At 56.2% G+C, this 14,045-nt stretch carries 12 protein-coding genes, 2 rRNA genes and 1 riboswitch; all 14 genes read right to left on the bottom strand.

The features are described from left to right. Positions 1 to 18: 18 nt before the first annotated feature. Positions 19 to 1,587 carry a bifunctional phosphoribosylaminoimidazolecarboxamide formyltransferase/IMP cyclohydrolase gene (gene purH, locus BLP91_RS12860; RefSeq protein WP_091571814.1) on the bottom strand — a complete coding sequence of 523 codons (1,569 nt, stop codon included), beginning with the start codon at positions 1,585 to 1,587 and terminating at the stop codon, positions 19 to 21. Continuing rightward, positions 1,584 to 2,192 carry a phosphoribosylglycinamide formyltransferase gene (gene purN / locus BLP91_RS12855; protein ID WP_091571811.1) on the bottom strand — a complete coding sequence of 203 codons (609 nt, stop codon included), beginning with the start codon at positions 2,190 to 2,192 and terminating at the stop codon, positions 1,584 to 1,586. Before purN ends, purH begins: the two co-directional genes overlap by 4 nt. After that, entirely contained in the window at positions 2,189 to 3,226 is a 1,038-nt protein-coding gene (gene purM / locus BLP91_RS12850; RefSeq protein WP_091571809.1) for a phosphoribosylformylglycinamidine cyclo-ligase, read from the bottom strand. Before purM ends, purN begins: the two co-directional genes overlap by 4 nt. After that, positions 3,223 to 4,659, bottom strand: a complete 1,437-nt coding sequence (purF, locus tag BLP91_RS12845) for an amidophosphoribosyltransferase (protein WP_091571806.1) — start codon at positions 4,657 to 4,659, stop codon at positions 3,223 to 3,225. The genes purM and purF overlap by 4 nt, the downstream gene beginning before the upstream one ends. Next, positions 4,629 to 6,881 carry a phosphoribosylformylglycinamidine synthase subunit PurL gene (gene purL / locus BLP91_RS12840; protein WP_091571973.1) on the bottom strand — a complete coding sequence of 751 codons (2,253 nt, stop codon included), beginning with the start codon at positions 6,879 to 6,881 and terminating at the stop codon, positions 4,629 to 4,631. The genes purF and purL overlap by 31 nt, the downstream gene beginning before the upstream one ends. A 19-nt stretch (positions 6,882 to 6,900) precedes the next feature. Further along, positions 6,901 to 7,584, bottom strand: a complete 684-nt coding sequence (gene purQ / locus BLP91_RS12835; protein WP_091571804.1) for a phosphoribosylformylglycinamidine synthase subunit PurQ — start codon at positions 7,582 to 7,584, stop codon at positions 6,901 to 6,903. Between the two features lie 3 nt (positions 7,585 to 7,587). Then, positions 7,588 to 7,872 (bottom strand): phosphoribosylformylglycinamidine synthase subunit PurS, encoded by a 285-nt coding sequence (gene purS / locus BLP91_RS12830; protein ID WP_425412228.1) that lies wholly within the window; start codon positions 7,870 to 7,872, stop codon positions 7,588 to 7,590. Continuing rightward, complete coding sequence (gene purC / locus BLP91_RS12825; protein ID WP_176757969.1) at positions 7,832 to 8,551, bottom strand: phosphoribosylaminoimidazolesuccinocarboxamide synthase; 720 nt, start codon at positions 8,549 to 8,551, stop codon at positions 7,832 to 7,834. The genes purS and purC overlap by 41 nt, the downstream gene beginning before the upstream one ends. A gap of 41 nt (positions 8,552 to 8,592) precedes the next feature. After that, entirely contained in the window at positions 8,593 to 9,888 is a 1,296-nt protein-coding gene (purB, locus tag BLP91_RS12820; protein ID WP_091571797.1) for an adenylosuccinate lyase, read from the bottom strand. A 9-nt stretch (positions 9,889 to 9,897) separates the two neighbouring features. Further along, positions 9,898 to 11,052: a 5-(carboxyamino)imidazole ribonucleotide synthase gene (gene purK / locus BLP91_RS12815; RefSeq protein WP_091571968.1), complete on the bottom strand. Its 1,155-nt coding sequence runs from the start codon at positions 11,050 to 11,052 to the stop codon at positions 9,898 to 9,900. Positions 11,053 to 11,067: 15 nt separating this feature from the next. Then, positions 11,068 to 11,562 carry a 5-(carboxyamino)imidazole ribonucleotide mutase gene (purE, locus tag BLP91_RS12810; RefSeq protein WP_091571794.1) on the bottom strand — a complete coding sequence of 165 codons (495 nt, stop codon included), beginning with the start codon at positions 11,560 to 11,562 and terminating at the stop codon, positions 11,068 to 11,070. Positions 11,563 to 11,665: 103 nt separating this feature from the next. Then, a riboswitch (purine riboswitch) is annotated at positions 11,666 to 11,767 on the bottom strand. Between the two features lie 269 nt (positions 11,768 to 12,036). Then, positions 12,037 to 13,278, bottom strand: a complete 1,242-nt coding sequence (locus BLP91_RS12805; protein WP_091571791.1) for a dicarboxylate/amino acid:cation symporter — start codon at positions 13,276 to 13,278, stop codon at positions 12,037 to 12,039. A 461-nt stretch (positions 13,279 to 13,739) separates the two neighbouring features. Then, positions 13,740 to 13,856: ribosomal RNA gene (gene rrf, locus BLP91_RS12800) — 5S ribosomal RNA — on the bottom strand. A 71-nt stretch (positions 13,857 to 13,927) separates the two neighbouring features. Next, positions 13,928 to 14,045: ribosomal RNA gene (locus BLP91_RS12795) — 23S ribosomal RNA — on the bottom strand; the annotation flags it as partial.

Below are 14,045 nucleotides of genomic sequence, written 5' to 3'. Positions count from 1 at the left end.
TCGTATGTTAACGGGTCGTCAATGTTTAAAATGGCGGGTATGGGTAAAGACCATGGCGATCCCACGCCGATCCGCTTCCTCGATGGACTCCTCGTCCCGGATGGAGCCGCCGGGCTGGATAATCGCTTTGATCCCCGCTTCTGCCGCTGTCTCCACCGTATCTTTCATCGGGAAAAAGGCATCGGAAGCCAATACGGAGCCCGCTGCACTTTCTCCTGCCTGTTCGATGGCGATGCGCGCGGAGCCGACACGGTTCATCTGACCGGCTCCCACACCGGTGGTTCGGAAGTCCCGAGCCAGGACGATGGCGTTGGACTTCACGTGCTTGACGATTTTCCAGGAAAAGAGAAGCTGCTCCCACTCCGCTTCCGTCGGTTGCCGGCTGGTTACGACTTGGCAATCTTCCCGCCGGATATCCTTGATATCTTCTTTCTGAACCAAGGCCCCTTCCCGTACCGTCTGCAGACGATCGGCGATCGTCTCCCCACCTCGCTTCAAGTCGTTCAACTTAAGCAGCCGCAGATTTTTCTTTTGTTTCAACACCGCCAGCGCTTCTTCCTCAAAGTCAGGGGCCATAATGATCTCCAGGAAAATCTCCTTCAACATCCGGGCGCACTCCTCGTCGACAGTCCGGTTCAGGGCGATGATACCGCCAAAAATCGAGACCGGATCCGACTCATAAGCTTTGCGGTAAGCCTCGGCAAGGTGATCCCCCACACCGACACCGCAAGGGTTCATGTGCTTAACCGCCACCACAGCCGGCTGTGCGAATTCGGAGACGATCTCCAATGCCGCGTTGGCATCGTTGATGTTGTTATAGGAGAGAGGTTTGCCGTGAAGCTGTTCCGCCATCGCCAAAGAGGCTCGACGGGGAAGCGGCTCTTTGTAAAAAGCGGCGGACTGGTGCGGGTTTTCCCCGTAGCGCAGGTCCTGTGCTTTATCAAAGGTGACCGTGTATTTCTCCGGGTGCTCTTCGCCGGTCTGTTCCGTCAGATAGCGGGCGATCAAGGCATCGTAGGCAGCCGTGTGACGGAATGCTTTTGCCGCCAGACGCTCCCGCGTCTCTTGATTGACTCCACCCTGAGCCACCTGTTCCAGGACCTCATCGTAATCGGCGGGGTCGACCAGGACCGTGACATCCCGGTGGTTTTTCGCCGCCGACCGCACCATGGACGGGCCTCCGATATCGATATTTTCAATAGCTTCCTCCCGGGTCACACCGGGTTGGGCGATCGTTTGTTGGAAAGGATACAGATTGATCACCACTAAGTCGAAGGGATCGATGTGGTGCTCTTTCAGTTGGCGAAGATGGTCTTGATGATCGCGAGCCGCCAGCAACCCGGCATGAATCCGAGGGTGCAGCGTTTTGACCCGACCGTCCAGAATCTCGGGAAAGCCGGTCACTTCCGAAACGCCGATCACGGGGATGCCCGCATCCACCAACCGCTCGCGCGTCCCTCCCGTAGATACGATCTCCACCCCGTGTCGGGACAGTTTTTCGGCCAGTTCGGCGATGCCGGTTTTATCGGATACGCTGATCAATGCCCGTCGGATGGGTTTCAAATTTAATTCCTCCTCAGTAATCATTCTCGATGTAGATCTCCGCCAGCAGCCTCCGGCGGAGCGATTCGTCCGGTCAACAGTTTGCGAACCACCGCGGGGTACAGATTATGCTCCACAAATTGGATTTTTTTCTGCAAGGTGTCCACTGTATCTTCCGGTTCCACCAGCACGGGCTTCTGATCCACGATCGGTCCGGTATCGATCCCTTCATCCACCCAATGAACGGTGACCCCGGTCCAGCGGACCCCATAGTTGAGTGCTTCCTCCACGGCATTTTTCCCCTGAAATGCAGGGAGCAGGGAAGGGTGGATGTTCAATATCCGCCACCGATACGCCTGCAAGAGAACCGGTCCCACAATCCGCATATAACCGGCCAAGAGAATCAGGCGAATCCCTCGCTCCCGCAGACAGGCGAGCACCTCCTCCTCATAGGCTGCCTTGTTCTTATAATCGGAGGGGTGATAGACCGCAGTCGGAATTCCCAGCCTTTTAGCCCGTTCCAACACCGGAGCTCCAGGCTGGTCACAGACCAACAGACTGATCGGTTCCGGCCAACCCTGGGACTGGGACCGTTCGACCAGAGCCTCAAAATTACTTCCGCTTCCTGATGCAAATACAGCGATGCTCAAAATGGATTCCTCCCTGTCCAGGTAACTCCATCCCCTTGGATCACTTCGCCGATCCGATACGCCCGTTCTCCAGCTTCAATCGCGGCTCGCTGGACATCGTCCGCCTCTTTTTCCGGGACAAACAATACCATCCCGATCCCCATATTGAAGGTGCGGTACAGATCGTCGGCGTTCAGATCACCCTCTTCAGCCAAGGTGGGAAAGAGATCCGGCACCGGCCAGCTTCCCCGATCAATACGGGCGGCACAGCCTGGAGGAAGCATGCGAGGAACATTTTCCTGCAACCCGCCTCCGGTGATGTGAGCGCCTCCCTTCACTTGAAACTGCTCCAACAGGGATCGATAAGCTTTTACATAAATGCGAGTCGGTGTCAGCAGCACCTCTCCCCAAGTGGTTTTTGCATCCCAGGGAACTGGCTGCTCCAACCGACTTACCCCGTCCCGCAGTAAAACCTTGCGGACAAGGGAATAACCGTTGCTGTGCAGTCCATCGGAAGCCAGTCCCAGGATCGCATCCCCGGGACGGATGTGGCGTCCATCCGCCAGACGGCTCGCTTCCACCGCTCCCACCGTGAAGCCGGCCACATCGTATTCCCCGCCGTTGTACATCCCCGGCATCTCCGCCGTCTCGCCCCCGATCAAGGCACAACCGGCCTTTTCACACCCGTCGGCAATTCCTTTAACGATCGCTTCCACCTGATCCGGATGTAGCTTGCCAGTGGCCAGATAATCCAGGAAAAAGAGAGGCTCCGCTCCCTGAACCACCAAATCGTTGACACACATGGCGACACAATCCACCCCGATGGTATCGTGTCGATCCATGGCGAAGGCGATCTTCAATTTCGTCCCCACGCCATCTGTGGCAGATACTAACACCGGTTCTCGGTAACCCTTGAGACGGAAAAGACCGCCGAACCCGCCGATTCCTCCTATCACCTCCGGACGATGGGTCCGTTTTACATGATCTTTGATCTGTTGCACAGCCTGATTGCCGGCATCGATATCGACGCCGGCCTGGCGATAAGCTTCGCTCATCCGACATTCCCTCCCGTCGTCACCGGCTTCGCATCTTCGATCGCCGTGGGATAATTTCCATTGAAGCAGGCGAGGCAATGACCGCAGGTTTCCGTCTCCTGTGGGCGTCTCACCGCCTCTACCAACCCTTCTTCACTCAAAAAGGAGAGGCTGTCAGCTCCGATCAGCTTGCGGATTTCTTCCACAGTGTGATCGGCGGCGATCAGCTGCTTCCGGTCCGAGGTGTCGATGCCGTAGAAACAGGAATATTTGACGGGCGGGGCGCTGATCCGAACATGGACCGCTGTGGCGCCGGCCTCCTTCAGCATCTTGACGATCCGACGGCTGGTGGTGCCCCGGACGATGGAGTCGTCGATCATCACCACCCTTTTTCCTTCCACCACTTTGCGCACAGCCGACAGCTTCATCTTCACCCCTTGTTCCCGCAACTCCTGACTCGGTTGAATAAAAGTGCGGCCCACATAGCGGTTTTTGATCAGTCCCAATTCATAGGGAATGCCTGCCGCTTCGGCAAACCCGATCGCTGCCGATGTGCTGGAATCTGGTACCCCGGTCACCACATCCGCTTCGACGGGGGATTCCCTGTATAGGCGTCGCCCCAAGCTTTTCCGGGCCATATGAACATTGATGCCATCGATGTCGCTGTCGGGGCGGGCAAAGTAAATATACTCGAAGGAACAGACCGCCCGTGGGGCCGGTGAAGCGAAGGTGCGGCTCTTTACCCCTTTCCGCCCCTCCAGGTCGATGGTGATCAGCTCCCCCGGCTGCACGGCCCGTAGTGTTTCCGCTCCCACCACATCAAAAGCGCAGGTTTCCGAAGAAAAAACGTAAGCATCTCCCAACATGCCCATAGCAAGTGGTCGAAGTCCGTGAGGATCTTGAGCCACCAGCAAGCAATCGTTGGTCAAAATCAGCAAAGCATAGGCACCGACTAATTGTCGGAGCGCTTCCTGTACGGCATCCTCCAGCTTTTCCTGGCGGGACCGAGCGATCAGACGGGCGATCACTTCTGTATCCGAAGTGGTGTGAAAGACCGCACCCTCCTGTTCCAACGCCTCCTTGAGGGAAGCGGCGTTAACCAGATTACCGTTGGTAGCCAAGGCCAACTGCCCCACGACTTGATGGTGAAAGACTAGGGGCTGGGCATTGGTTAATAAGCTTTCCCCCGAGGTGGAATAGCGGACGTGTCCGATAGCGCTGTGTCCCGCCATCCCCTGCAAAATGTCATCGTTAAACACTTCGTTGACCAAACCCATGCTGCGGTGGTAGCGGAAGCCGGTGCCTGCGCTCACCACCATGCCCGCACTCTCCTGCCCGCGATGCTGCAGCGCATGCAAGCCGTAATAGGTTAACTGGGCCGCATCGGGATGACCGACGACGCCAAAGACGCCGCACTCCTCTTTTAATTCGTCGAAGACCGATTCATCTCGCATGGTATCGCCCCTTCCCAGATGGATCGGAGATCCTGTACCGGCGTATCGATCACCTGCTGTCCGTTAACGCGTACGGTGAGTCGATCCCCGGTCACGCGCCCGATCTCGGCACAGGGAACCCCCATTTCTTCCAGCAACTGGCGGAAAGCGTCCCCGTGCTGCGGAGGAATGCTCAACACCGCCCGGGACTGGCTTTCACTAAACAGGAACACAATGGGGTCCCACGGACTGGTGACATCCACCTCTGCTCCCAGGCCCTCGCCGAAGGTGGATTCGGCCAAGGTGACGGCGACGCCGCCATTAGAGCAATCGTGGGCGGAAGAGACCCACCCCTTTCGAATGGCGGCCAGGATTCCTTGATGCAGCTTGGCTTCCACCTCCAGATCGACCCGGGGCGGCCGTCCCGCCACTTTCCCTTCGATGACCGACTGCAATTCGCTTCCACCTAATTCGGCCTTCGTCTCTCCCAGCAGGAAGAGACGATCCCCATCCCTTTTAAAGGATTGGGTGGTGATATGGCGACGGTTCTCCACCAACCCGACCATGCCTACGATCGGACTGGGATGAATCGTTCCCTTCGATTCGTTGTAAAGGCTGACATTGCCTCCCACGACTGGTGTCTCCAGGCGGCGGCAGGCTTCGCTCATTCCATCCACGGCCTGTTCCAGCTGCCAGAAGACCTCCAGCTTCTCCGGGCTCCCGAAGTTGAGGCAATCGGTGATCCCCAGCGGCTGGGCACCGGAGCAGACCACGTTGCGCGCCGCTTCGGCGACGGCGACAGCTCCGCCTTCGCGGGGATCCAGGTAGACGTAACGGCTGTTACCATCGGTGGACATGGCCAGCGCTTTATCCAGACCATCCAGCACCACGACAGCAGCATCAGAGCCCGGCCGCACAGCGGTGCTGGTCCGCACCATATGGTCGTATTGTCGGTAAACCCACTCTTTGCTGGCCACGTTGGGCGAGGCCAACACCCGCTTCAGCGCATCAACCGGGTCGACCTGTGACAAGCTTTTTTCCGGCTGCACATCGGCGTTTTCCCGGTAGTAAGCAGGTTCCACCCCGCTTCTGTACTGCACCGGGGCATCATCCACCAGGGTGTTGACAGGGATGTCCGCCACGATGTTCCCCCGGTGGCGGATCCGGTAGCGGCCATCTGCAGTGACCCGGCCGACGACCGCAGATTGAAGCCCCCACTTGTCCAGCACTTGCTGAACCTCCCCCTCACGGCCGTCTTCCACCACCAACAGCATCCGTTCCTGGGATTCCGACAGCATGATCTCGTAGGGGGTCATCCCCGTTTCCCGCTGGGGCACCTGATCCAGGTCCAACTCCATACCGCTCTCCCCTTTGGCGGCCATTTCCGTGCTGGAAGAGGTGAGACCGGCAGCTCCCATATCTTGAATCCCGATCAAGATGTTCTTTTTAACTAGCTCCATGCAGGCTTCCAGCAACAGTTTCTCCATGAAAGGATCGCCCACCTGAACGGAAGGACGTTTCTCTTCGGCATCTTCGCCTAACTCTTCCGAGGCGAAGGTGGCTCCGTGGATCCCATCCCGGCCGGTGCTGGCTCCCACATAAATCACCGGGTTTCCCTTCCCCCGGGCCACTCCTTTCTGCAGTTCCTCCTGAGGAAGCACGCCGACACACATGGCGTTAACCAGGGGATTGCCATCATAACTGGCGTCAAACTCCACTTCGCCGCCGACAGTGGGGATGCCGATCACATTGCCGTAGTGGGCGATCCCCGCCACCGCCTGTTCAAACAGATAGCGCACACGGGGATGGTGGAGTTGCCCAAAACGCAGGGAGTTGAGCAGGGCGACCGGGCGGGCACCCATGGAGAAGACATCGCGGATGATCCCGCCCACGCCGGTGGCTGCCCCCTGGAAGGGCTCCACCGCACTCGGGTGGTTGTGGCTTTCGATCTTAAACACCACTGCTTGCCCGTCCCCAATATCAAGGGCGCCGGCCCCTTCCCCCGGCCCCTGCACCACGCGAGGCCCATCCACCGGAAATCGTTTGAGAAGGGGCTTGGAGTTTTTGTAGCTGCAGTGTTCCGACCACATGACACTGTAGATCCCCAGTTCTGTCCAATTGGGGAGACGGCCCAGATAATGAGTGATCATCTTAAATTCCTCGAGAGAGAGCCCCACCTCCCGGAACAGCTCCTGGTCCCGAATCATCTCCGGAGTCGGCTCTTTTTCCGAAGCCCGTTGCATCACCGAATCTGTCTTTTGTTCAGGCTGCACCGTACATCCCCTCCCAGTATTGCAGCATCGACCGGAACAGACGGGCCCCGTCCCGGGACCCCATCCAGTCATGGATCGCCCGTTCCGGATGGGGCATCAACCCGAGCACATTCCCACGCCGGTTGACGATGCCGGCAATGCCGGCCACCGACCCATTGGGATTCTCTCCGTGGTATCGAAAGGCGATTTGCCCCCGATCTTCCAGTTCCTGCAACGTTTGATCATCACAATAATAATTACCTTCGCCGTGAGCGATGGGAAGACGGATGATTTCTCCTTGTTTATAGCAAGCGGTAAAGGGCAAGCTGTTGTTCTCCACCTGAAGTGTCTGGATGGAACAGCGGAACTGAAGGTGATCGTTTACTCGCATCGCCCCCGGCAGCAACCCGGCTTCCAGCAATACCTGAAAACCGTTGCAGATGCCGAGTACCAGCTTCCCTTTTTCCGCCGCCTCAGCCACGGCTTCCATCACCGGAGAAAATCGGGCCAGCGCGCCCGTCCGCAGGTAATCCCCGTAGGAAAATCCACCGGGAAGGATGATGGCGTCATAGTTATCCAGGCTGTCTTCGGTATACCAGACCAAATCCGCGGGGCGTTCCAAAACCTCCCGCACCGCTTTGGCACAATCTTGATCACAATTGGAACCGGGAAAGACCGGAACGGCAAAGCGCATGATTTAAGCCCCTTTCTCCAGACGAAATTCATAATCCTCGATCACCGGATTGGCTAAAAGCTTCCGGCACATGGCATCCACCCGGTCACTCGCTTCCTGGAAATCGGCCGTCTCCAACCAGACTTCCATCGTCTTTCCGATGCGAACCTGACGCACTTCTTCATAACCGAGAGAATGGAGCGATCCTTGAACGGCGCTTCCCTGCGGATCCAATACGCTCTCTTTGAGACGAACAGTAATCGTCGCCTTATACACGGTCTTCCCCTCCCAAACGGGTCCAGATTTCATAGTAGGCATCCTCCACGCCTCCCAAACTGTGGCGAAAACGATCTTTATCCAGTTTCTTTCCCGTGCCCCGATCCCAGAAGCGGCAGGTGTCTGGAGAAATCTCATCGGCTAGGAGCAGCTTCCCGTTCTCGTCCTGTCCAAATTCCAATTTGAAATCGATGAGATCGACACCCTTTTCTGTCATCAGCTCGATCAGGAGCTCATTCACCTGGAGCGCACGCTCCCGCATCTGCCGGATCTGCTCCCGGGAGGCCAGCTCCATCAGCGCGATGTGATCCTCCGTAATTAAGGGATCACCCCGTTCGTCATTTTTATAGTAAAACTCCACCAGAGGCGAGGGACACAGGCTCCCTTCCTTCAATCCCAGCCGCCGGGCTAAAGAGCCGGCCACCCGATTTCGGACCACCACCTCCACCGGGAGAATGTTGACCCGCTTCACCAGCTGCTCCGTGGCAGACAGGGTGCGGATAAAGTGGTGGGGAATGCCTCGCTTCCCCAGGTAAGTGAAAAGGAGGGCGCTGATTCGGTTGTTCAGCTCTCCCTTCCCGGGAACCGAACCTTTTTTCTCCCCGTTAAAGGCGGTGGCATCATCTTTGTACTCCACCCGGACCACGTTCGGGTCATCGGTTGGGTAGATTTTTTTGGCTTTCCCTTCGTATAAAAAGGAAGACTCGCTCATCACGGTTTCCCCTTCCTCTGTCATTTTCTCCCTGCCCACTGTTACAAGAGCTCCAGCCGATGGAAGATCTCATCTACCCGTTTCAAGTGATAGCGATAGTCAAAGGCATCCTCGATTTCTTCCGGAGTTAGTGTGGACATGATGGTTTCATCCTGTTCTACCAGCCCCCGGAAGGACTTCGCCTCCTCCCAAGCTTGCATGGCCAGCTTCTGCACCCGGTCATAGGCTGTTTCCCGTTTCAGTCCTTTGTCGATCAGGCTGAGCAGTACCCGTTGGGAGTAAATCAACCCATAGGTCCGTTCCATATTCCGCTTCATGTTTTCCGGGAACACCCTCAAGTTTTCCACGATACCGGCAAACCGGTTCAACATATAGTTGAGCAGGATAGTGGTATCCGGGAGGATCACTCGCTCCGCCGAGGAGTGGGAAATATCTCGTTCATGCCACAAGGCCACATTTTCCAGCGCGGTTACCAGATGTCCCCGCACCACCCGGGAAAGTCCGGTGATGTTTTCGGAGCCGACGGGGTTCCGCTTATGAGGCATGGCTGAGGAGCCTTTTTGCCCTTTACCGAAGGCTTCTTCCACCTCCCGGGTCTCGCTCTTTTGCAGCCCCCGGATTTCCACGGCAAATTTCTCCAGCGAGGTGGCGATGAGAGTCAGGGCCGACATATATTCCGCGTGCCGATCCCTTTGCAGGGTCTGAGTGGAGACCGGCGCCGGCTTCAGTCCCAGTTTCTTACAGACGTAATCTTCCACAAAGGGATCGATGTTGGCGTAGGTGCCGACAGCACCGGAAATCTTCCCGTAGGCCACCGTATCTGCCGCCTGCACCAGACGCTCCCGGTTCCGCTTCATTTCGGCGTACCACAAAGCCATTTTCAGTCCGAAGGTGGTAGGCTCCGCGTGCACCCCGTGCGTTCTCCCCATCATCACCGTATCTTTGTATTCCAAGGCCTTCTGTCTTAAGACCTCCAGGAACCGATCCACATCTTTTAACAGGATCTCGTTGGCCTGCCGGAGCAGGTACGAGAGCGCTGTATCGACCACGTCAGTGGAGGTAAGGCCGTAATGAACCCACTTGGATTCCGGCCCCAATGTCTCCGCCACCGCCCGGGTAAAGGCGACCACATCGTGGCGCGTCTCCTGCTCGATCTCCAAAATGCGGTCCACATCGATCCGGGCATGTTCCCGGATTTTTTTCACGTCCTCTCCGGGAATCACGCCCAGCTCCGCCCAGGCTTCACAGGCGAGGATTTCCACTTCCAGCCAGGCGCGATAACGATTTTCATGGGTCCAAATCGATCCCATTTCCGGTCGGGTATATCGTTCGATCATCTTTTTCCTTCAACCCCTCTGTCCAATTTCAGCTGTTTTTTTCCATTGTTTCACCGTGTCCAGTGCCTGGTTTACATCGGGAGCCAACACGGTCACATGGCCCATTTTTCGTCCGGGGCGGCTTTCCTCTTTTCCATACCAATGGACTTTTACGTTAGAGGAAAATGCCCTCATGGCGTCGAACAGCCACCCCGTATCCTCCCCCAGGATGTTGACCATCACCGCCGGGGTCAACAGTCGGGGGGAACCAAGCGGAAGGCCGCACAAGGCCCGCAGGTGCTGCTCAAACTGGGAGGTGACACAGGCGTCGTAACTGTAATGGCCCGAGTTGTGGGGCCGAGGAGCCAATTCATTGACCCACATGGTCCCGTCCTGAAGCAGAAACATCTCGACGGCGATCAACCCCGCCACATCCAATTGTTCCGCAACCTGCCGCGCCAGTGCCTCCGCCCGTTCCAACACCGTCTCCTCTACCGGAGCTGGTACAATCGACTGGTGAAGAATCTGGTGACGGTGTATATTCCAAGCCGGAGGGTAGGTGGCCACCTCACCATAAACGCTGCGTGCAGCCACCACAGAGATTTCTTTGTCAAAGGGGACCCACTGTTCCAGAACATATTCCCTACCCGTCTCCAGCTCCAGATTGGCCTCCACCTCTGCCTGAGAACGGAACACCTGCTGCCCCTTTCCATCGTAACCCCCGGTGGCCGTTTTTAGCAGACAGGGGAAGCCCAGCGCCTGAACCGCTTCATGTAAATCAGCTCGACTGTACACCGCACGGTAAGGGGCAACGGGGACCCCCGCCGCTTCCAAAGCTTTCTTTTCCCGAATGCGATGACGGGTGTGCCGTAACAGGTGGCTGCCTTGAGGGAAATTGGCGGAGTTTTCTAGAGCGCAAACGACCGAATCGTCCACATTTTCAAATTCGTAGGTGATCAGATCAGCTTCTTCAGCCAGCAGCCGAGCCGCTTCCAGGTCATCAAAAGCAGCGGTGATGTGACGATCCGCCGTTTGACTTCCCGGACAGTCCGGTGCCGGATCCAGGGTGACAAACCGATATCCCATCTTCTTTCCTTCAAGAGCGATCATCCGCCCCAATTGCCCGCCACCCAGTATCCCGATCGTGGCACCGGGCAAGATCGTCTGTTTCTTTTTCCCTTCCATCGCCTTGCTCATTGCTCACTCCTCATTTAACTCTGCATGTTCCACGACGCGCTGACGAATCGCTTCCCTCCGTTGCTGAAGCCGGCTGCGAAGATCCGCGTCTTTGATACCCACTATTTCCGCAGCCAACAACCCAGCATTGACTGCACCGGCGTTTCCGATAGAGACCGTCGCCACCGGAACGCCGCCGGGCATTTGAACGATCGACAACAGAGAATCCAGGCCGTTTAAGGTAGAGGATTTGATCGGAACCCCGATAACTGGCAACACCGTCTTTGCCGCTACCATCCCCGGCAAATGGGCAGCTCCCCCTGCCCCGGCGATGATAACATCGAGGCCTCTCTCACCGGCCGTCTCCGCATAGCGAAACATCTCATCGGGGGTTCGATGAGCGGAAACCACCCGCTTTTCATAAGGAACCTCCAATTCCTCCAACACTCCACACGCTTTCTGCATGGTCGGCCAGTCGGACTGGCTGCCCATGATCACGCCCACCTTCGATTCCGCCATGTTCGTCCCTCCATTTTCTATCTATACCATCCCTGTTCTTTCCCGAACGTAAACAGCCCGAACGGGGTTCACAGGGAACGCCTCCCGCCCGGGCAAAAATCCGCATACGGAAAGCATTTCCCATAGTCCAGGGATTTATGGTCCCCGGGTAGAAACGCCCGAGCCCTATTCCCGGGCATATATGAGAATGCCGTCATTCATTGATTCAATTTCAATTTCATTGTAACAGCCTGAAAAAGGGCAGTCAACAAAATCCGAACGTTACCAGTCTATACAAATAGCGATGTTCGTATTTAGTGATAAAGTCGATCCTCAATACGGGAAACTGCATACAGCATCCCACTTCCCGGTCTCGCTTTGTACTTTCTAGCACAAGTCTCACCTGGGGCGCGCCGCTCCCGGTCTCGCTTGGTACCAACGGGAATAGAAAACGGTATCCGGTTGTTCCGGATACCGTTTGTTGTGCATATTTGATTAAGCGGATTGGATACCGGCATTTTCGTCCACTTCGATCTCTTCGCCTTCCGATTTTGCGACGCAGGTGGCAACCATCGCATCGCCAGCAATGTTAATCGCCGTGCGGCTCATATCGAGCAGCCGGTCGACACCCAAAATGATGCCGAGACCTTCCAGCGGCAAGCCCACCGTCGGGAAGACGATGGTCAGCATCACGATTCCGGCGGAGGGCACCGCGGCCGTTCCGATGGAAGCCAAGGTGGCGGTCAGGATGATCAGCAATTGTTGCATAATGCTAAGATCGATCCCGTACACCTGGGCGATAAAGATGGATGCAACCCCCTGCATGATCGAGGTCCCGTCCATGTTGATGGTTGCTCCCAGCGGAAGAACAAAGCTGGTGACACTCCGCGGCACTTGGAGTCCCTTTTCCACCTGCTGCATCGTCACCGGCAGGGTGGCGGCGCTGGAACTGGTGGTAAAGGCCACCTCCATCGCCGGAAACATCGTCTTGAAAAATTTGATCGGACTTATCTTAGCCACAAATTTTAAGAAAAGACCGTAGGTGAGGGCAGCATGGACCACCAGGGCCAACAACAGGGTAATCATATATACAGCCATCGATCCGATCATGTCGATACCGGCTTCACCGATGGCTTTGGCCATCAGGGCGAAGGCAGCATAGGGCACCACACGCATCAGCATATGAACCAGATGCATCATGACTTCATTGGCTTGTTCCACAAATTCGCGAACCCGCTGCACCTTGTCGCCGAGGAAAGCCATCCCAATCCCGAAGGTGAGCGCAAAGAAAATAATCTGCAGCATTTCTCCTTCAGCCAGGGCCTGCACCGGGTTTTCCGGGATGATATTCATCAAAGTTTCTTTCACCGGCGGAGCGGTTTCAATATCCGTTTCTCCGGGAGTCGGTACATCAACCCCTTCACCAGGGGAGAACACGTTAGCCAGCAACAGGGCAATAGAAATGGCGATGGCCGTGGTGACCAGATACAGAAGCACCGTCTTGCCCCCGACGCGGCCCAATTTTTTAGGGTTGGCAATCCCCGCTGCTCCCATCGCGATCGAGAAGAATACTAGCGGGACCACGATCATCTTGATCGCTTTAATGAAGAGATCTCCGACTGGAGCAAAGAGCCAATCGTTTAAGGGTTTAAAGACGGTGGGGAAATAGACGTGTAAAATAACGCCCACGATAAGACCGAGAACAATCCCCAATAAGGTCTTCGTTGTCAGCTTCATATTCAAACCACCTGCCTATTCTTCGGGATTATCATCAGAATATTGCGTGTTCTGATAACCTTTCGCAAATTTGGCAGCGTTTACAAAAGTCATCAAGCTTAGTAACCAACATATGACAGCGGCAAACGTCCTGTTGACCCCCCTAGAGTATTATATCATAGAATAAAAGCCTGTTCATCCACCAATCACAGCCAATTGCTGATGAATTCCCCCTCAATCCCCCTTGGAAAGACCATTACAGCATCATATAAGTATACGTCATCAGGAGATGATTTCCTTCTGCCATGGACAAATGGCGATCGGTGGTTTTTTTATCTTCCTCCTTTTCAGAGACAGGTTAGTACTAATACACTATGCGATCGCAAGCTCGTCCCATACCGAAACACCCAGAGGGTGTCCATCTCCAAAAGAAAAACCACCCTCCCCGATCCGTTGTGGATCGAAGGAGGGTGGTTTCTGTTGCCCGGCGATGTCCTACTCTCCCAGGGGCTCTCGCCCCAAGTACCATCGGCGCTGGAGGGCTTAACTTCCGTGTTCGGGATGGGAACGGGTGGGTCCCCTCCGCCATCATCACCAGACCCTATATCATTCAGGGTTGCACCCTGAAAACCGGATGCGGAATGAGAACCTGCCACCAGTCGAAGCGACTCAGGAGAAGTCCTCGACCGATTCGTATCCGTCAGCTGAACGTGTTGCCACGCTTACACCTCGGACCGATCTACCTTGTCATCTACAAGGGGTCTTACCTGGTCTAGCCAGTGGGAAAT

This window comes from Melghirimyces thermohalophilus, assembly GCF_900102685.1.
GTDB lineage: Bacteria > Bacillota > Bacilli > Thermoactinomycetales > DSM-45169 > Melghirimyces > Melghirimyces thermohalophilus.
Note: the sequence above shows the minus strand (reverse complement) of the source record. Positions and strands in the feature narration are given on the sequence as shown.

Coding starts and splice junctions, on each gene's coding strand:
- purC (WP_176757969.1), bottom strand. CDS start 8,551: ATGAGCGAGTCTTCCTTTTTATACGAAGGGAAAGCCAAAAAAATCTAC.
- purS (WP_425412228.1), bottom strand. CDS start 7,872: ATGAAATCTGGACCCGTTTGGGAGGGGAAGACCGTGTATAAGGCGACG.
- purB (WP_091571797.1), bottom strand. CDS start 9,888: ATGATCGAACGATATACCCGACCGGAAATGGGATCGATTTGGACCCAT.
- purK (WP_091571968.1), bottom strand. CDS start 11,052: ATGGAAGGGAAAAAGAAACAGACGATCTTGCCCGGTGCCACGATCGGG.
- purQ (WP_091571804.1), bottom strand. CDS start 7,584: ATGCGCTTTGCCGTTCCGGTCTTTCCCGGTTCCAATTGTGATCAAGAT.
- purF (WP_091571806.1), bottom strand. CDS start 4,659: ATGCGAGATGAATCGGTCTTCGACGAATTAAAAGAGGAGTGCGGCGTC.
- purM (WP_091571809.1), bottom strand. CDS start 3,226: ATGAGCGAAGCTTATCGCCAGGCCGGCGTCGATATCGATGCCGGCAAT.
- BLP91_RS12805 (WP_091571791.1), bottom strand. CDS start 13,278: ATGAAGCTGACAACGAAGACCTTATTGGGGATTGTTCTCGGTCTTATC.
- purL (WP_091571973.1), bottom strand. CDS start 6,881: ATGCAACGGGCTTCGGAAAAAGAGCCGACTCCGGAGATGATTCGGGAC.
- purE (WP_091571794.1), bottom strand. CDS start 11,562: ATGGCGGAATCGAAGGTGGGCGTGATCATGGGCAGCCAGTCCGACTGG.
- purH (WP_091571814.1), bottom strand. CDS start 1,587: ATGATTACTGAGGAGGAATTAAATTTGAAACCCATCCGACGGGCATTG.